This window comes from Azohydromonas australica DSM 1124, from assembly GCF_000430725.1.
Classification (GTDB): Bacteria; Pseudomonadota; Gammaproteobacteria; order Burkholderiales; family Burkholderiaceae_C; genus Azohydromonas; species Azohydromonas australica.
On record NZ_AUMO01000086.1, the window covers coordinates 1 to 19,063 of the forward strand.

Sequence of the window (19,063 nt, forward strand, 5' to 3'; positions counted from 1 at the left end):
TACGGTATCGTCAAAAATCAGATAGCCATGAGCGCTGGGAATCACGTGCGGCCGAATGTTTTCCCAAATGATGCGTGATGTGATGCGCTCGCCGTTCAAATACCGATTGAGGGCGTCATGGCTGAAGTGGGCATGATGCTCGGCATAGTGCGTCAAGGTGAAGTTGACCTGACTCGATAACAGGAACTGACAGTAGTCCACGCGGGATGGATTCATGTCGCCGCCTAGTGAAAGACAAAACTATGATCTATGCTTTCAAGAAGTTCAAGTTGAAATTAATTCATGGGATTTCTATGATTTTCTATCAAACTTTTGCGTAAGTCCTATCTTGTTCCGATTCAACGGCTGGTCATTATCTGATTGGTACCTAATATGGCCACCGGCATCACGATCAATTCTTCTCGAAATTCCATGAATATTCTCCCAGCGCAGGCAAGACACCCGTGGGGCGGCTTGCGGCTGCAAGGCGGCGTGGGCAGCAGCGAGCTGATGCTGCTGGTGGTGGCGGCCGTCTGGGGCAGCAGCTACGCGCTGGCCAAGCTGGCCACGCAACAGCTGCCGGTGCCGGAATTCCTGGCCCTGCGCTTCGGCCTGACCTTCGTGCTGCTGCTACCCGCGCTCAGGCCGCTGTGGGGCGGCCACTGGCGCCAGGGGCTGCAGATCGGTGGACTGCTGGGCGGCAACCTGCTGGCGATCTTCCTGTGCGAGACCTACGGCGTGTCCCTGACCACGGCCACCCACGCCGCCTTCCTCATCAGCCTGTGCGTGGCCTTCACGCCGCTGGTGGAGTGGCTCGTGCTGGGACAGCAGCCCCCGACGCGCATGTTCGGGGCTGCGGGCGTGTCGGTGCTGGGCGCAGCGCTGCTGGCCGGCATCGGCACGGCGCCGGCGGCAGCGCCGCACGGCGGCCTGGGCAACGGGCTGATGGTGCTGGCGGCGCTGCTGCGGGCCTTCATGGTCTGCCTGACCAGACGCCTGGCCGGACGCCATGCCCTGCCCGCCCTAACGCTGACGGTGGTGCAGGCCGGCGTGATGGCCCTCGGCGCGTTGCTGCTGTCGCTGCTGATGCGGCGCGGCGCTTGGCCGCCGCTGCCGGCGGCGCCGGTGTTCTGGCTCAGCCTGGGCTTCCTGGTGCTGTTCTGCACCGTGTTCGCGTTCTTCGCGCAGAACCAAGCCGCCGCACGCACCAGCCCTTCGCGCGTGGCCCTGCTCATGGGCTGCGAGCCCGTGTTCGGCGCGCTGTTCGCGCTGCTGTGGCTGGGCGAGCCGCTGACCTGGCGGGTGTGGAGCGGCGGCGCGCTGATCGTGCTGGCGACCTGGTGGGCGACGGCACCTCCAAGGGACCGGCTACGCGCGAATCCCGCTTCGCATGCATAAACATCTGGACAAGACAAGCAAAAACCTCAAACAGCCTCAAACAGATAACAAGGCGATCGTGAAATCTTCACGATCGCCTCGCCATATTGGATTCCGCGACTCACATTGCTGCACCAGTTGACGAACAAGCAATGGTGTTCGTGCCTAGCCTGTATGTCATGGCCCATCCCGTTTCCGGCGTACTGGATGCTGACAAGCAGTCCATGCCCGCCATCCCTTCGCTCGAAGCCTTGCTGGCAAGCATTGACGGCATGGTTTATCGCTGCCTGGCTGACGCGACGTGGAGCATGGAGTTCGTGAGCCAAGGGGCCTTTGAACTGACGGGCTACCATCCGGAGGAGTTGCTCGGACACGCTGCAGTTTCCTTCGACCAGATCATTTTTCCGGATGACCGCGAGCATGTTCGACAGGTTGTTCATGAAGCTCTGGGAAATGGCGCGAAATACGAGCTGGAATACCGGCTCGTGAGGAAGAGCGGCGAGCTGCGCTGGGTCGTGGAGCGGGGATCCGCCGTCAAGCGTGCAGCCCAGGGCGTCTCGGTTCTGGAAGGAATCATCCAGGACGTCACCAACCGGAAAAAGTCTGACGAGAATCGACTGGAAGCTGAGCGCCGCTATCGAAGCATTTTCCAAAATGCCATCGAGGGCATTTACCAGTCCACGCTGGCGCAGGGCTATCTTGATGTCAATCCGGCCTTGGCCCGCATTTATGGCTACGATTCGCCCAGCCAACTGATCGAGGGCCTGCGCGACATAGGCTCCCAGCTTTACGTGGACCTCAACCGTCGGCTCGAATTCATGCAGATCATGGAAAGGCATGGCAGCGTGTCCAACTTCGAGTCCCGGGTTTACAGGCGTGACGGCACCGTCATCTGGATTTCAGAAAATGCCCGTGCCGTTCGCAGCGAGGCCGGCGAGGTTCTTTTCTACGAAGGCACGGTCGAGGACATCACCCAGCGCAAGTTCAGCGAATCGGAAATTCATTTCCGTGCCACCCACGATCCGCTGACCCGGCTCGCGAACCGTACGCTCCTGGAGGAGCATCTGGAGCAAGCCATAGACGTCGCCCGCCGGGACGGAAAATGCGTGGCCGTGGCTTTCCTGGACCTGGACAAATTCAAGTACATCAACGACAGCCTGGGCCACCAGTCTGGCGACGAGTTGCTGGTTACCATCGCCGATCGGCTCCGGCACTGTGTGCGCGAAAGCGACACGGTGGCCCGCCTAGGTGGGGATGAATTCGTGCTGGTGCTGGTGAACCAGCTCAACCAGAAGACCGTCGAAAAAACCGTGCAGCGCATACTGGCCGACGTCGCCAAGCCCTGGATCGTCAATGGCGTCGAAGTCCAGGTGACCTGCAGTGTGGGCGTCAGCCTATTCCCGGCCCACGGGTCGAATTCCGTGGCCCTGCTCAGGCACGCGGATGCCGCGATGTTCGAGGCCAAGCGTCTGGGGCGAAACACTTCACAGTACTTCTCAGAAAACCTGGACGATGCGGGAATCAACGGCCTGGAAATGATCTCCAGCCTGCGCCGGTCCATTGAGAATCAGGAATTCTTGCTTCATTACCAGCCCAAGTGCGATCTCACGACTGGAGCCGTGGTTGGCGCAGAGGCGCTGATTCGCTGGCAACGACCTGGGCTTCGAATCCTGGGGCCTAACGAGTTCCTTCCGCTCGCGGAAGACGCAGGGCTGATGGAAAAGATCGGTGAATGGGTGGTGCGCACCGCCTGTCTGCAAAATCGCGCATGGCAGGATGCCGGATTTCCTCCCATTGCGGTTTCGGTGAACGTGTCTCCCCTGCAACTCGAAAGAGAATCCTTGGTGCCACAGGTCGCCCAAGCGCTCCGGGACAGCGGGCTGGACCCTCGGTATCTGGAAATCGAGGTTACCGAAAATGGCATGATGCGCCACGTCGAGCGCTCCATGCAGACGCTGCGCCGGCTCAAGGAACTGGGGGTTCGCATCTCCATTGATGATTTTGGCACCGGCTATTCGAGCCTCGGCCACCTGAAGCACCTTCCGCTGGACACGCTGAAAATTGACAAGAGCTTCATCCGCAACATTTCCTCGGACTATCAGAACGCAAGCATCGTCAAGGCAGTCATTTCACTGGCGCACTCCCTCAACCTGAATGTGGTTGGCGAAGGCGTGGAAACCGAGGAAGAGTACGAGTATCTTGGGCGCATGGGCTGCAACGAGATTCAGGGCTATTACCGGGGCCGGCCCGTACCCGCGCAGAAATTCTCCCAGGCTTATTTTCAGGCTCCCGAGGAAGCGGCTCCGGCCGCCTAGCACCGGCACCGTGCGGGCGCGTCGGCTCACTTCCGCCAGAACGCCCCCGTGAACAGCACCAGGATCGAGAACAGCTCCAGCCGCCCAAGCAGCATGGTGACGGTGCAGACCCAGACCTGGAAGTCGGTGAGCGGCTGGAAGGTGCCCGCCGGCCCCACCGAACCCAGGCCGGGGCCGGTGTTGTTCAGGCTGGAGAGCACGGCCGTGAAGGCCGTCACCACCTCCAGCCCCGAGAACAGCAGCAGCAGCGTCGCGCCCACCATCACCGCGCCGTAGATCAGCATGAAGGCCAGCACCGACTGCAGCACGTTGGCGTCCACGGCAGCCCCGCCCAGCGTGATCGGCACCACCGCGCGCGGATGCACGATGCGCTTGAACTCGCGCTGCGCGCTCTTCATCAGCAGCAGCGAGCGGATGAGCTTGATGCCCCCGCCCGTGGAGCCCGCGCAGCAGGTGAAGCAGGACATGAACAGCAGCAGCAGCGGCGCGAAGGGCGGCCACTGCGCGTAGTCCTTGGTCGCGTAGCCGGTGGTGGTGGCGATGGAGACGACGTGGAAGGCGGTGTGGCGCAGCGTCTCGATGAAGCTGGGGTACACCTCGTGCGCCATCAGGAACAGCGTCAGCACCACCACGGCCACCGCCAGCAGCGTCAGGTACAGGCGGGCTTCCAGGTCGCGGAACAGCCCGCGCAGGCTGCGCCGGCGCCACGCCACGAAGTACAGCGCGAAGTTGACGCCCGCCAGCGTCATGAACACCGTCGCCACCATCTCGATGGCCGGCGAGTCGAAGGCGCCGAAGCTCGCGTCGTAGGCCGCGAAGCCGCCCAGGCTCACCGTGGTGCACATGTGCATGAAGGCGTCGGCCCAGCCCATGCCGGCCAGGCGGTAGGCCAGGAAGCAGCCCAGCGCCATCACGAAGTAGATGGTCCACAGCCCGCGCGCGGTCTCGGCGATGCGCGGGGTGAGCTTCTGGTCCTTCATCGGGCCGGGCGTCTCGGCCTTGAACAGCTGCGAGCCGCCCACGCCCAGCAGCGGCAGGATCGCCACCGCCAGCACCAGGATGCCCATGCCGCCGATGAACACCATCAGGCAGCGCCAGACGTTGATCGACAGCGGCAGCTTCTCCAGCCCGGTGAGCACGGTGGCGCCGGTGGTGGTGAGGCCCGAGACGGCCTCGAAGTAGGCGTCGGTGAACGAGAGGCCGTCGATGTGGAACAGCAGCGGCAGCGCGCCGAAGGCCGGCAGCACTGTCCACACCAGGCTTACCAGCAGGAAGCCGTCGCGCGGCAGCAGCTCGCGGCGGGAGCGTCGGCCCAGCAGGAACAGCGCCAGGCCGGAGAAGAAAGTGACGAGGATGGCGCCGTCGTAGGCCAGCAGCGCCGCGTCGCCGCCGAAGAAGGCGAAGGCCAGCGGCACCAGCATGGTGCCGGCGAACAGCATCAGGATGCCGCCGAGGACGGCCAGGACGGGCAGCAGGCTCCGCAAGCGCGCCTCGCCGCCTAGATGAACATGGGCGAGACCTGGAACAGCTTCTGCACCTGTCGCACCTGTTTCTTGTTGGGCAGGAAGACGATGAGGTGGTCGCCGGCGCGCACCACGGTGTCGTGGTGGGCGATGACGACCTCGGCGGCGCTGACGTCCACGGGCCCGCGCCGCTCGCGCAGCATCAGCCCCTCGCCCGCGCCGCGCCCGCGCCGCTCGCGCCGGCCCTCGACGGCCTCGCCGCGCTCGGGCAGCCCGCGCACGATGGCGCCGATCTGCGCGCCGCTGGGCAGCGGAATCTGGTCGATGCGCCGGCCCACGAGCTTGCTGGTGGCCTGGTCGCCACTGACCACCGCCTCCAGCACCTCCGCCGTGCCGTGGCGCAGCGAGTGCACCGCCTCGACGTTGCCCCAGCGCACGTGCGCCAGCAGCTCGCCGATGACGGCCTGCGCGGGCGACAGCGCGATGTCGATGGTCGTGCCCTGCACCAGGTCGGCGTAGGCCTTGCGGTTGATGAGCGCCAGCACGTGGCGCGCGCCCATCCGCTTGGCCAGCAGGCAGGCCATGATGTTGTCCTCGTCGTCGCTGGTCAGGGCCAGGAACAGGTCCATGTCCTGCACGTTCTCGTCGCCCATGAGCTCCTCGTCGGTGGAGTCGCCGTTGAGGATCAGCACGTCGCCCGGGAGCTGCGTGGCCAGGTAGTCGCAGCGCGAGCGGCTCATCTCGACGATCTTGACGTCCACCTCGCCGCGCAGCTGCCGCGCCAGCCGCAGCCCCACCCGGCCGCCGCCGGCGATCATGACGCGCCGCACCGGGCGGTCGCGCTCGCGCAGCGCGCCCAGCACGCGGCGCAGCTGCTGCGTGGCGCTGAGCACGAACACCTCGTCGCCGGGTTCGATGCAGGTGGTGCCGCACACGTCGGCGATAGGCTTGTCCTGGCGGTAGATGGCGACGATGCGCATGTCCGCGCCGGGCACGAGCTTGGGGATCTCGTCGAGGCGGTGCTGCACCAGCGGCCCGCCGGCCACGGCGCGCACCGCCACCAGGCTCAGCCGCCCCTGCGCCAGCTCCAGCACCTGCAGCGCCTCGGGGTAGCGGATGAGCTGCCAGATCGAGCGCATCACCGACTCCTCGGGGCAGATGACGCGGTCCACGCCGAAGCCCTCGCGCTCGGTGGTCAGCGGCGTGCCTTCCTGGAATTCCGGGCTGCGCAGCCGCGCGATGGTGGTGGGCACGTTGAAGAGCTGGCGCGCCACCTTGCAGGCCACGAGGTTGGACTCGTCCATCTGCGCGCAGGCGATGAACAGGTCGGCGTCGGCGATGCCCGCGTCGCGCAGCACCGAGGGCTGGATGCCGTTGCCCGCCACGCCCTTGAGGTCGAGCCGGTCCTGCAGTTGCGACAGCCGGACCGGGTCGGTGTCGATGACGGTGATGTCGTTGGCTTCCGAAGCCAGGCTCTCGGCGACGCTCTCTCCCACGCGCCCGGCCCCAAGGATGACGATGTTCATGGCGGCGGCATCTTCACGCGGCCCCTGCGCGGCGGCAAGCAAGGCCGTGCTGCCGGCGGGCGCGGTGATCAAAACGTGAAGCTTGCTTGACAGCGGCGTGAAGCCCGGCGGCCAAAGTTGTCAGCACCAGCCCCGGCAAGCCCTCCTCCCCGCCGACGGTGCTGGACCCCGAGTCCACCGCAACGAAAGGTCCGCCATGAAAGCCACCCTGATCACTACCGTCCTGGCCGCTGCCGCCGCGGCGCTGCTGTCCTTCAACGCGCAGGCCGCCGACGGCGCGCCGGGCTACTTCCGCGAGTCCGCGCCGCCGCCCTTCGCCGATGCCGGCATGGGCAAGACGCGCGCGCAGGTGCGCGCCGAGCTGGCCGAGGCCGTGGCGCGCGGCGAAGTCAGCAACGGCGGCGTGCCGCCGCTGGCGCGGCCCTACGACTTCACCTACGCCGAATCGGCACCGGGGCTGCTGGCCACGCCGGGCGGCAAGACGCGGGCGCAGGTGAAGGCCGAGCTGGCCGAGGCCGTGGCGCGCGGCGAGGTCAGCAACGGCGGCGTGCCGTCGCTGGCGCGCCCCCTGGGCGAATCCGGCCCGGCGCCCTTCGCGTCACAGGGACAGAAGACGCGTGCGCAGGTCAGGGCGAAGCTGGCGGAGGCGATCGTCAACGGCGAGCTGTTCCTCAGCAGCGGCAGCCACTACCGGCGCGGCTACGAGGAAGGTGCGCCGTCCCCGGCGGCGCAGGCGATGGCGGCGCGTTGAAGGGGAAACCGGCCGCGGCAGTCCCGCGGCTCAATTCGTGGCAGTTTCCTTTTGCGCCTCGAAAATGGATAGCAAGGTTTCTATGCTGATCTCGGCGACGACATTCCCCTTGTCGTCGAGAATTTCATAGAGTATTTCACCCGGCTGCGGCCGCATGCTGAAAAGCACGATCACATCCTGTTCGCCGCCGCCTTCCTGGTGAGGGACTTCGCTGGCCGGCGACACGGTATAGCTACCCGCGGGGCGGACTTCGCGCAGCGTGCCGTCCCGCTCGTAGATTCTGTGCTCGCCTTGCACGACGAAGGTTTGATTCAAGGCTTTGTGGCGGTGCAGGACGATTTTCTGGTTCGCCTCGAACTTGAAGATCACATCGGCAATCCGCTGCTGCATGTCCACCTGCAGGACAGAGAACACGAAATGCGGGAAATCGCCGAAAGGCTGCCAGTCGATGGCGCTGTCGTCGAAGCTGTAAACGCTCATGGAATCTCTCCGTCGGTGAGGAGTGTCTGTTCAGGACCCACCTCATTGAAAGCGTTTCGCCACGACGCTCACAGAGCAAAAGCCTCTTTCCGAGCCGGGCATGTTGCCCGCTGCATCCCATATTCAGATACGCCGCATTCGCAACGCGGCATGCGACACGGAAGCGGCCTGAATTCCAAAAGAATCTCCCTGTTCAGCCACTCCCTACACCACCCTCCCCGCCAGCCTCCGCTGCATATACCGCAGCTCGTCCAGGAACCGCGGAATCGCCGCCACCACGTCCGGCCCCATGGGCTCGTCGTCGCTGTGGCCGACGTGGGCGCGCAGGTCGTGCCACACCCGCCACAGCGGCCAGTCGCCCGGCAACACGCCCTGCTCGTGCGCCAGGTGCACCAGCGTCGGCATGTCCATCGCCTCCACCGTCTTCGGGTCCGAGGTGGCCAGCGTCAGGCAGCGCCGCAGCGCCTTGTGCGCCAGGTCGAAGCTGAATTCGAAGCGCTGGATCAGCCCGTCGCGGATCAGCAGGTCGCTCGGGTCCAGCAGGCAGCGCCGCAGCCCCTCGTCCAGCCGCTCGATGGCCCGCCCCAGCGGCGCGATGTAGAGCTCCATGGTCACCTCCCTCGTGATGCTGCACGGCCCCAGGCCCGCAAGGCCGGGTCCACGGCAAGCAGAGCGCCCGTGTCCCGCACGGACATGCCCCCGCCGCTATCCTCCCGCCCTCGCGCGCGGGCCGCAGGGGTTTCAACCTCCGCCCGGCGGGCCCGGTGACATGCTCTCCCGGCACGCGCGCAGCCGCAGCACCGATGTTGAGCCTTTGTTTTTCCAACCGTTTCCAGGCGCTGCAGCACGCGCTGCTGCAGGCCCTGCGCACACAGCCCCTCGCTGACCCCTTCGAAAGCGTGCACGTCATCGTGCCCGGCGACGCGGTGCGCCAGGCGCTGTCGCTGGCCGTCGCCGACGCGCAGGGCGTGTGCGCCAACCTCGCGTTCAGCACCCTGCCCGACTGGCTCGCCGCGCAGTGCGGGCGCCTCCTGCCCGGCGCTCCCGGGCTCGCGCCCTTCGCGCCGGCCGAACTCGCCTGGCGACTCCACGGCGTGCTGGGCGACGCGGATTTCGTGGCCGCGCAGCCGCGGCTGCAGTCCTGGCTCGGCAGCGCCGACGCCCTCATGCGCTGGGAGCTGGCGCAGCGCAGCGCGGCGCTGATGGACCAGCTCCTGGCCTACCGCGCCGACTGGCTGCAGGCCTGGAGCGACGGCCAGCCCGCCGGCATCGAGGCTGAGACGGACGACGAGGCCTGGCAGGCCGCGCTCTGGCGCCGCCTGCGGCTGGACCTGGGCCTGGCGCAGCGCCACCCCGCCGAGGCGCTGCTGCTGGCGCTGCAGCGCCTGGACGACGACGCCCTGCACGCCGCCGGGCTGCCGCGCCGCCTGCACGTGTTCATGCCCTTCGCGCTGGCGCCGCTGCACCTGGCGCTGCTGCAGGCGCTGGCGCGGCGCATCGACGTGTGCTTCTACGTGCTCAACCCCTGCCGCGAATACTGGTTCGAGGTGGTGGACGCGCGCCGCCTGGCGCGGCTGGAGCAGCAGGGCCGCGCGCTCTACCACGAGGTCGGCCAGCGGCTGCTGGCCGCCTGGGGCCGGCAGACGCAGGCGCAGCTGGACCTGCTGCTGGACGCCGCCACCGAGGCCGAGATCGAGGACGAGGCCTTCATCCCGCACGGCGCCCCCACGCTGCTGGCGCGGCTGCAGGACGCGGTGCTGGCGCTGCACGACCTGGAGCCGGGCAGCGTGGCGCTGGAGCCGGGGGACCACAGCGTGGAGGTCCACGTCGCGCACTCGCGCTGGCGTGAGCTGGAAGTGCTGCAGGACCGGCTGCTGGCACTGTTCGCCGCCGACGACACGCTGCGACCCTCCGACGTCCTGGTCGCCACGCCGGCGCTGGACGCCGCCGCGCCGCTGGTGGACGCGGTGTTCGGCACCGCGCCGCGCGAGCGCTTCATCCCCTTCGCCATCGCCGGCCGCACGCCAAGCCGCGTGAACGCGCCGGCGCGCGTGCTGCTGTCGCTGCTGGCGCTGGTGGGCTCGCGCTTCAGCGCCGGCAACGTCTTCGAGCTGCTGCAGCAGCCGCTGGTGGCGCGGCGCTTCGACTTCGACGCCGACGCGCAGGAGCAGGTGCGCACCTGGCTGCGCGAGGCGTCCATCCGCTCCGGCCTGGACGGCGGGCGCCACAGCCTCGGCGAAGGCCTGTCGCGGCTGTTCCTGGGCTACGCCTTGCCTTCGGCACCCTCGCAGCCCTTCGGCGACCGCCTGCCCGCCGGTGCCGCCGAGAGCGAGGAGGACACGCTGGCGCTGGGCGCGTTCTGGCGCTTCGGCAGCACGCTGCGCCGGCTGGACGCGCTGCTGTCGTACCCGCTGCCACCCGCGCAGTGGCGCGCCGCGCTGCTGGAGGCCGCCGAAGCGCTGCTGGCCCCCGGCGAGGCCGAGCGCGAGGACTGGCGCACGCTGCAGCGCGCCCTGGCGACGCTGCACGAGCAGTGGCGCGCGGTCGCGCTGGAGGAACCGCTGCCGCTGCCCGTGGTGCGCGCCGCGCTGCAGGCGCAACTCGACGCGGGCGCGCCCGGCGCAGTGCCCACCGGGCAGCTGACCTTCGCGCCCATGGACGCGCTGCGCGGCCTGCCCTTCCGGGTGGTGTGCGTGATCGGGCTGGACGACGGCGCCTTCCCGCGCACCGAGCGCCCGGCCGAGTTCGACCTGCTGGCGCTGGCGCCGCGCCGCGGCGACCGGCAGCGCCGCCACGACGACCGGAATCTGTTCCTGGACCTGCTGCTCTCGGCGCGCGAGCGCCTGCTGCTGTCCTACGTCGGCCGCGGCGTGCGCGACCACGCGCCGCTGCCACCCTCGGTGCTGGTGTCCGAGCTGCTGGACGTGCTGCTGCCCGCCATCGCGGCCGACGGCTCCGCGGCGGCGCGCGCCGCCGCGCGGGCCCGGCTGGTGGTCGAGCACCCCCTGCACGCCTTCGACCCGATTGCCTTCGACCCGGCCTCCGACCCGCGCCTGCGCAGCTTCGACGCCGACATGGCGCGGGCGCTGCAGCGTGCCGTGGAGCGGTCGGCGGACGCACCCGCGTGGGAGCCGCCGCTGCCGGACGCCGCGGACGAGGAAGCGGATTCGCTCCCAGCCGCCGCCTCCGAGCTACCCGGCCAGCCCTTCTTCAGTGCGCCGCTGCCCGTGGCCGAGGAGCACTGGCGCCATGTGACGCTGGAGCAGCTGGCCGCGTTCTTCCGCAACCCCTGCCGCGTGCTGCTGGAGCGGCGCCTGGGCCTGGCGCTGCCGCGCCCGCGGGAGGCGCTGGCCGAGGAGGAGGACTTGTTGCCTGACGTCCGCTCCCGCCGCGCCCTGGCGCGGCGGCTGCTGCCCACGCTGGCACAAGGCGGCGACGAGGGCGCGCTGCTGCGCCTGGCCCGAGCCGGCACTGAGTACCCCGCCGGGCAGCTGGGCGGGCTGCTGCTGCGGCGCGAGATGGACTCGCTGACGGACTACGCCGGCGCGCTGCGCGAGGCGCCGCAGGCGCTGCCGCCCTGGAACGCCACGCTGGACTTCGAGCTGGAGGGCGAGCCCTGGCAGCTGGAAGGTGCCCGGGCCGACCTGCGCCCGCAGGGCCTGTGGCTGGGCCGCTATGGCGAGGCCGAGCCGCACGACTTCATCGAGGCCTGGCTGTGGCACCTGTGGCTGAACGCCGACCGCCCGCCGGGCGTGGCCCCGCGCACGCGCTGGCAGGCGCGCGACGGGGAGTTCGAGCTGGGCGAGGTGCCGCATCCGCACCGCGCGCTGGCCGAGCTGATGGCGCTGTACCGGCAAGGCTTGTCGCGCCCGCTGCACTTCTTCCCGCGCTCGGCCTGGGACTTCATGGAAGGCAAGGAATCGCTGCTGCGGGCGCGCGCGACTTGGCGCGGCACGCCGCAGCGCTCCGGCGAAAGCGAGGACGAGGCCTACCGGCTGGCGCTGCGCGGTTGCGCGGAGCCGCTGGACGATGACTTCGTGCGCTGTGCGCGCGCGGTGCTCGGCCCGCTGCGGCGGTGCTTGCGGGGTGGGCGGGCATGAGCCGCACTCCCCTGGACCTCTTTGCCGCCCCGCTCGACGGCATCCGCCTGATCGAGGCTTCGGCCGGCACGGGCAAGACCTGGCACGTCTGCGGCCTGGTGCTGCGGCTGCTGCTGGAGCGCGGCCTGGAGCTGCCGCAGATCCTGGTGCTCACCTTCACCAATGCCGCCACCGCCGAGCTGCGCGAGCGCATCCGCGCCCGGGTGGTGGAGACGCTGGAGCTGCTGCAGGGCGGCGACGCCCACGACGCCGACCCCTTCGTGCCCGAGTTGCTGCGCCACCTGCGCGACGCGCACGGCCTGGACGACGCCACGCTGGCGCAGCGCCTGCGGCTGGCGCTGCAGAGCTTCGACGAGGCGGCGATCTTCACCATCCACGGCTTCTGCCAGCGGGCGCTGGCCGAGCTGCCCTTCGCCGCCGGGCTGCCGCTGGCGCTGACGCCGCTGGCCGACGACTCACCGCTGCTGCTGCAGGCCGTGCACGACTTCTGGCGCCGCCACGTCGCCACCGAGGACCTCGACCCCGCCCTGGCCGCGCACCTGGCCGCCCGCCGCGACACGCCACGGAAATTCGCCGCGCTGATGGCGCGGCGCCTGGGCAAGCCGCTGTCGCCCACCCTGTGGCCCGCGGCGCTGGACGAGGCGGCGGACGACGCCCCCACCGCCGGCCTCGCCGAGGCTTTTGACGCTGCGCGCGCCTGCTGGCAGTCCGGGCGCGAGGCCGTGGCGCAGGCGCTGCGCGGCGCGGCGCCGGGCCTGTACGCCCAGAGCTACAGCGCCGAAGGCATTGCCACCGCACTGGCTGGCTGGCAGCGCTGGATGCACGGCGGCGACGCGCTCGCGCCGCTGGACCTGGAGGGCGACAAGCTGGAGCTGCTGTGCGCCGGCACGCTGGCGCAGCGCACGCGCAAGGGTTCCAGCCCGCCAGTGCACCCCTTCTTCGGCCTGGCGGACGCGCTGCTGGCCGCGCGGCACCGGGCGGACGAGCAGCTGGAGCTGGCCCGGCTGCGGCTGCTGCGGCGGCTGTTCGAGGAGGCCGGCACCGCGCTGCGCCAGCGCAAGCGCGAGCTGCGGGTGGCCGCCTTCGACGACATGCTGTTCAACCTGCACGAGCGGCTGCAGGCGGTGCCGACCCTGGCGGCGGCGCTGCGCGCGCGCTTCCCGGCGGCGCTGATCGACGAGTTCCAGGACACCGATCCGCTGCAATGGGCCATCGTCGAGAAGGTCTGGGGCGAGGCAGACGCGCCGCTGCTGCTGGTGGGCGACCCCAAGCAGGCGATCTACGGCTTCCGCAACGCCGACCTGCACACCTACCTGCGCGCGCGCGAGCGCGCCGAGGCCGTCTACACGCTGGACCGCAACCAGCGCTCCAGCGCGGCGCTGGTGTCGGCGCTGAACCACCTGTTCCTGTCGCACGGCCGCGGCTTCCTGCTGCCGGGGCTGGAGATCGCGCCGGTGGGCGTGGGTACCCGGCCGCGCCCGGCCTTCGAGGACGACTCCCCCGCCGCTGGCGACCTGGGCGCGCTGCAGCTGTGGCTGCTGCCGCGCGGCCAGGGCAATCAACCCCCGCTGCGCGAGGCGGCGCTGCACGCGACCGTGCAGGCGACGGCAGCGGAGATCGCGCGGCTGCTGCGCGAGGGCCGCGCCGGGCGCATGCGGGTGGACGGCCGGCCGCTGGCGGGCGGGGACATCGCCGTGCTGGTGCGCAGCCACGCGCAGGGCGCGCTGGTGCGCCAGGCGCTGGCCGCGCTGGGCGTGGGCAGCGTGGCGCTGTCACCGGCCAGCGTGTTCCACGCGCCGGAGGCCGGCGAACTGCACAGCGTGCTGGCCGCGGTGCTGGAGCCCGCGCACGCCGGCCGGCTGCGCGCCGCGCTGGCGACCGAGGCCATGGGCTTCGACGCCGCGGCCCTGGAAGCGCTGGAGCAGGACGAAACCGCCCTGGCCGCGCACCTGGAGCGCTTCGCCGGCTGGCGCGCGTGCTGGTTCGAGCACGGCGTGGCGGCGATGCTGCGGCGCTGGCTGCAGGAGGCCGGCGTGGCCGCGCGGCTGCTGGCGCGCCCGGACGGCGCGCGGCGGCTCACGAACCTGCTGCACCTGGGCGAGCGGCTGCACGAGGCCGCCGAGCAGCAAGGCGTGTCGGCCGAGGGGCTGCTGCGCTGGCTGGCGCTGCGCCGTGCGCAGCCGGGCGCGGACGAGGCCGACCAGCTGCGGCTGGAGTCGGACCAGGCGCTGGTGCGCATCGTCACCATCCACAAGGCCAAGGGGCTGGAGTACGGCGTCGTGTTCTGCCCCTTCCTGTGGGACGCGCAGGCGCCGCCGGCCGCCGCGCCGGGCATGGTGGACACGCACGACGCCGAGGGCCGGCCGGTGATGGACCTGCGCGCGGGCTGCGACGACACCCGCGCCGAGGCGGCGCTGAAGCTGCGGCAGCGCATGGAGCAGGCGGCCGAGTCGCTGCGCCTGGCCTACGTGGCGCTCACGCGCGCGGTGCACCGCTGCTACCTGGTGGTCGGCCCCTACACGGCGCGCGCCGGCAAGGGCTTCAGCACGCAGGCCGGCACCCGCGCGGTGCTGAACTGGCTGGCGGCAGGAGACGAGTACCCGGACGCCGCGCAGTGGCTCGACCACGGGCTGCAGCCGGCGGACATCGAGGCGGCGTGGCGGCGGCTGGCCGCCGGCAACGACGCCATCCGGCTTACGCCGCTGCCCGCAGCGCCGGGCGAGCCGCTGCCGCCGGCACCGGCGCGGCGGCTGGAAGCGCTGCCGGCGCCGCAGCGCATCAGCGCGGGCTGGCGTGTCCTCGACGGCGGCGCGCTGGAGCCGGCACCCGTACCGGCGGCGGACGCGGGTTCCGAGGACGACGCGCGGGAGCCGCCGGGTACGGTTCGGGCGGCGCTGGCGCGCGACGACGTGCTGCGCTTCCCGGACGGCCCGGCAGCGGCGGACGCGATCCGCCTAGCCCTGGCGCGCGCCGATTTCACCGATCCGGCGTCCTGGGAGGAAGCGGCCTGGGCGGCGCTGCGCGCGCATCCGCAGTCGGGCACCTGGGGCAGCCACGGCGAGGCGCGCGAGCGGGCGCAGGCGGCGATGCTGCAGCGCATGCTGCAGGACGTGCTCTCCACCGAGATCGCGCCGGGCCTGCGGCTGCGGCACTTGGAGCGCGGACGGTGGCTGAGCGCTCTGGAGCTGACCTTGCCGACGTCCAGCCTCACGGCCGGGGAGCTGGCGGCGCTGGGCCTGCCGGCAGATCCAGCGCAGACACCGGAGGCGCCGGGCAGCTACCTGCGCGGCGTGGTCGACCTGGTGTTCGAGCACGAGGGCCGCTGGTGGCTGCTGGACTGGAGCGCCGCGCTGCCGGGCCTGCGGGCGCGGGACTACAGCGCCGAGGCGCTGGCGCGCGACGCCACGGCCCGGGGTTACGGGCGGCAGGCGCTGCTGCACACCCTGGCGCTGCAGCGCTGGCTGCGCCAGCGCGTGCCGGGCTGGCTCGCTGAGACGCACTTTGGCGGCGCGCTGCGGCTGTACGTGCGCGGGGTGCGGCCGGGGTGGCGGCAGGAGGATGGGTCGCCGTGCGGGGTGGTGCAGACGCGGTCGCTGGAGGCGTGGTCGAGGGGGCTGGAGGGATTGCTGGAGGAGTGAGCTGCGCTCCCATTCGGCACACCCCTTGCCAAACGCGGGGCACATTTCCGACCGATCGAGGCCACCATGACGCCCCGCATTTCCTCCACCGCCCTGCTGCTGGCTGCCCTGCTGGCCGGCTGCGGACCCCGCTCCACGACCGAGGCGCCGCCCGCCACCGCGGCTTCCGCGCCCGCCAGCGCGCCGGCGGCGGCCATCGGCCCGCTGCCGGCCGGGGCCAACGACTTCACGGCGCTGGTGAAGAAGGTCGGGCCGGCGGTGGTCAACGTCACCACGGTGCAGGCAGCGCGGGCACAGCCGGGGCAACCGCTGCCGCCAGGCGATCCGCTGTCGGAGTTCTTCCGCCGCTTCATGCCGCCGCCAGACCAGCAGCCCGAGCAGCGCAGCCAGGGCATCGGCTCGGGCTTCGTGATCGACGCGCAAGGCCACATCCTGACCAACGCCCACGTGGTGGCCGACGCCGAGGAGGTGACGGTGCGGCTGGCGGACTCCAAGCGCGAGTACAAGGCGCGCGTGGTGGGCAGCGACACGCTCACCGACGTGGCGCTGCTCAAGGTCGACGCCCCCAACCTGCCCGTGGCGCCCATCGGCCACTCGGCGCAGCTGCAGCCGGGCGAGTGGGTGGCGGCCATCGGCTCGCCCTTCGGCTTCGCCAACACCATCACCGCCGGCATCGTCAGCGCCACGCAGCGCTCGCTGCCGGACGAGACCTACGTGCCCTTCATCCAAACCGACGTGGCGGTAAACCCCGGCAACTCCGGCGGCCCGCTGCTGAACATGCGCGGCGAGGTGGTGGGCATCAACTCGCAGATCTACAGCCGCTCGGGCGGCTACATGGGCATCTCCTTCGCGATCCCCATCGACATGGCGATGGACATCGCCCAGCAGCTGCGCACCACCGGGCACGTCACGCGCGGGCGGCTGGGCATCGGCATCCAGGAGGTGAGCGAGCCGCTGGCGCAGTCCTTCAAGCTCGACAGCGCGCGCGGCGCGCTGGTGACGGCAGTGGAGCCGGGCAGCCCGGCGGCCAAGGCCGGCATCGTGCCGGGGGACGTGATCCTGCGCTTCGGCGAGCAGGCGGTGGCCGACGCCACGGCGCTGCCGCGCATGGTGGCGGGCACCAAGCCGGGCACCGAGGTGCCGGTCGAGGTCTGGCGCAACGGCGCCAGCGCCACGGTCCGGGCCACGGTGGCGGCGGCGCCGAACCCGCAGGTGGCACAGGCCCAGCCGGCCGCGCAGGGCGTGGCACCGAAGCCGACCTCGGTGCAGCTGGGCATCGCCGTGAGCGAGCTGCCACCGGCAGCGCGGCGCGCGCTGGGCGTGGAGTACGGACTGGTGGTGGAAGAGCTGCAGCCGGGCGTGGCGCGCGCGGGGCTGCAGCAGGGCGACGTGATCGTCGCCGTCAACGGCCAGCGCTTCGGCAGCCTGGAGGATTTCCAGCGCCGACTGGCCCAGGCCCCCGCTGGCGGCAGCGTGGCGCTGCTGGTGCGGCGCGGAGAGGCGAGCCTGTTCGTGCCGGTGCCGGTGGGCAAGGGGTGACGCCGGCGCAGCGGATCGGTTGCAGTGCCGAGCGACTTCCCGTCCCCCGCCCACGACCTTGCCCAGGGCTTCGCCCAGCAGGTGCAGCAGTGGGCGCTGGAGGTCGGCGCCAGCCCCGAGGACGCCGCGCTCGCCGCGCGCGCCGCGTCGGCGCTGAGCCTGGCCACCAGCGAGGGCCACGTCTGCCTGCAGCTTGACGAGCTGGCCGAGGCGGACAGGCTGTGCGCGGGGCTGCGCGCCTCGCGCATCGTCGGCACGCCGCAGGCGCCGGGCGCGATGCCGCTGATCCTGGACGGCGAGCGGCTGTACCTGCACCGCCACTTCGACCTGGAGCGCCGCCTGGCACGCCGGCTGGCACAGGCCGCGCGCGCCGTGGACGGCACGCCCGTCGCGCCGTGCGCCCAAGCGCTGCTGCACGAGCTCTTTGCTGCCGGCGACGCACGGCGGAATGGCGAGGCCGACTGGCAGCAGCTGGCCGCCGCGCTGGCGCTGCGCCGGCGGCTGCTGGTGGTCAGCGGCGGCCCGGGCACGGGCAAGACCACCACGGTGGTGAAGCTGCTGGGCTGCCTGCTGGCGCAGGCTCCGCACAGCCGCATCGCCCTGGCCGCGCCCACCGGCAAGGCGGCGGCGCGGCTGGCCGCGGCGATGCGCGAGCACGGCCCGCAGCTGCCGCCGGACCTGCGCGCGCGGCTGCCCACCCAGGCCTTGACCGTGCACCGCCTGTTGGGCGGGCATGGCGGCCGCGGCGGCGGCTTCAAGCACCACGCCGGCCACCTGCTGCCGATCGACGTGCTGGTGGTGGACGAGGCCTCCATGCTGGACCTGGCGCTGGCGGCGCGGCTGCTGGAGGCCGTGCCGGCGAGCGCGCGCATCGTGCTGCTGGGCGACAAGGACCAGCTCGCCGCCGTGGAGGCCGGACAGGTCTTCGCCGAAGTGGCGGCCGATCCCGGGCTCAGCCCGGCCTGCCTCCGGGAGCTGGCCACGCTGTGCGGCCTGGACCCGGCGGCCATCGTCCCGCCCCCCGCAGCGGTGCAGCGCACCGGGCTCGCGGACCACGTGGTGTGGCTGCGGCGCAACTTCAGGTTCGGCGCGGACTCGCCCCTGGGCCGCCTGGCACGGGCCGTCAACGCGGGCCACGGCGCGCAAGCGCTGGCGCTGCTGCACCAGGCGCAGGCGCCGGCCGCCACGGACGGTGCGCCAGCCCGGCCGGCAGGCTCGCTGCGATGGCTGCCCCAAAGCCAACCCACGCTCTCGCCTGCCGCGCAACAGTGCCTGCTGACAGGCTTTGCGCCCTTTTTCGAAGCGCTGCGCCGCGACCCGCACGACGTGGATGCGGTCACAACCGCCTTCGACCGCTTCCGCGTGCTGGCAGCGCTGCGCGAAGGTGATCGCGGGGTGGCAGTGCTGGACGAGCTGGTTGCGTCTCATGCACGCCGCGTCGTGAACGCGGCCCCGCAAGCGCTGTGGTACCCGGGCCGTGCGGTGCTTGTCACGCGCAACGACGACGGGTTGCAGTTGTTCAACGGCGACGTGGGCATCGCGCTGCCCGGGGCCGATGGCGCGCTGCGGGTGGTGTTTGCGTCGCCTTCGGGCGCGCGCGCCGTGGCGCCGGCACGGTTGCCGCCGCACCAGGGCGCCTTCGCGCTGAGCGTGCACCGCGCGCAGGGCTCGGAGTTCAAGGAGGTGCTGCTGGTGCTGCCCGCGCAGGCCAGCCGGGTCCTGAGCCGGGAACTGCTCCACACCGGACTCACACGCGCGCGCTCGCACGTCACGGTGGTGGGCAGCGCGGCGGCCATCGAGGGCGCCATTGCCGCGCCCACACGGCGAAATTCGGGATTGGGCGCGCGGCTGCGCGAGGAATTCGGCCCCTGAAAAGAACCAGCCCCGCGCGAGGC

At 71.0% G+C, this 19,063-nt stretch carries 11 protein-coding genes and 1 pseudogene; 7 read left to right on the top strand and 5 right to left on the bottom strand.

Going from position 1 to position 19,063, the window contains the following annotated elements:
* Positions 1-216: pseudogene (locus tag H537_RS0114655) on the bottom strand (IS701 family transposase); the annotation flags it as partial.
* 195 nt (positions 217-411) lie between these two features.
* Between H537_RS0114655 and H537_RS43150 the strand changes: the two are divergent.
* Together H537_RS43150 and H537_RS43155 are read left to right on the top strand one after the other, a co-directional pair.
* Positions 412-1,377, top strand: coding sequence for a DMT family transporter (locus H537_RS43150; protein ID WP_051242650.1), 966 nt, complete (start codon positions 412-414; stop codon positions 1,375-1,377).
* Positions 1,378-1,508: 131 nt separating this feature from the next.
* Positions 1,509-3,671 (top strand): putative bifunctional diguanylate cyclase/phosphodiesterase, encoded by a 2,163-nt coding sequence (locus H537_RS43155; protein ID WP_238446693.1) that lies wholly within the window; start codon positions 1,509-1,511, stop codon positions 3,669-3,671.
* A gap of 26 nt (positions 3,672-3,697) precedes the next feature.
* Here the strand turns inward: H537_RS43155 and H537_RS0114670 are convergent, their stop codons facing one another.
* Together H537_RS0114670 and trkA are read right to left on the bottom strand one after the other, a co-directional pair.
* Entirely contained in the window at positions 3,698-5,155 is a 1,458-nt protein-coding gene (locus H537_RS0114670; RefSeq protein WP_028998509.1) for a TrkH family potassium uptake protein, read from the bottom strand.
* A gap of 14 nt (positions 5,156-5,169) precedes the next feature.
* Positions 5,170-6,660, bottom strand: a complete 1,491-nt coding sequence (trkA, locus tag H537_RS0114675) for a Trk system potassium transporter TrkA (RefSeq protein WP_028998510.1) — start codon at positions 6,658-6,660, stop codon at positions 5,170-5,172.
* A 196-nt stretch (positions 6,661-6,856) separates the two neighbouring features.
* Here trkA and H537_RS49300 point away from each other — a divergent pair, with 196 nt between their 5' ends.
* Positions 6,857-7,411, top strand: coding sequence for a DUF4148 domain-containing protein (locus H537_RS49300; RefSeq protein WP_051242652.1), 555 nt, complete (start codon positions 6,857-6,859; stop codon positions 7,409-7,411).
* Positions 7,412-7,441: 30 nt separating this feature from the next.
* Here the strand turns inward: H537_RS49300 and H537_RS0114685 are convergent, their stop codons facing one another.
* Positions 7,442-7,891 carry a cupin domain-containing protein gene (locus H537_RS0114685; RefSeq protein ID WP_028998511.1) on the bottom strand — a complete coding sequence of 150 codons (450 nt, stop codon included), beginning with the start codon at positions 7,889-7,891 and terminating at the stop codon, positions 7,442-7,444.
* Positions 7,892-8,095: 204 nt separating this feature from the next.
* Positions 8,096-8,500, bottom strand: coding sequence for a nucleotidyltransferase substrate binding protein (locus tag H537_RS0114690; protein WP_028998512.1), 405 nt, complete (start codon positions 8,498-8,500; stop codon positions 8,096-8,098).
* A 194-nt stretch (positions 8,501-8,694) separates the two neighbouring features.
* On the opposite strand from H537_RS0114690, the gene recC reads away from it, so the two are divergent.
* The 4 genes from recC (at position 8,695) to recD (ending at position 19,040) form a co-directional block, all read left to right on the top strand.
* Positions 8,695-11,991, top strand: coding sequence for an exodeoxyribonuclease V subunit gamma (gene recC, locus H537_RS0114695; RefSeq protein ID WP_028998513.1), 3,297 nt, complete (start codon positions 8,695-8,697; stop codon positions 11,989-11,991).
* A complete protein-coding gene (locus H537_RS56510; protein WP_043458864.1) occupies positions 11,988-15,629 on the top strand; it encodes a UvrD-helicase domain-containing protein in 3,642 nt (1,213 codons plus the stop codon). The genes recC and H537_RS56510 overlap by 4 nt, the downstream gene beginning before the upstream one ends.
* 66 nt (positions 15,630-15,695) lie before the next feature.
* Positions 15,696-17,168 (top strand): DegQ family serine endoprotease, encoded by a 1,473-nt coding sequence (locus H537_RS0114705; protein ID WP_028998514.1) that lies wholly within the window; start codon positions 15,696-15,698, stop codon positions 17,166-17,168.
* Between the two features lie 24 nt (positions 17,169-17,192).
* Positions 17,193-19,040: an exodeoxyribonuclease V subunit alpha gene (gene recD / locus H537_RS0114710; protein WP_028998515.1), complete on the top strand. Its 1,848-nt coding sequence runs from the start codon at positions 17,193-17,195 to the stop codon at positions 19,038-19,040.
* Positions 19,041-19,063: the final 23 nt, after the last annotated feature.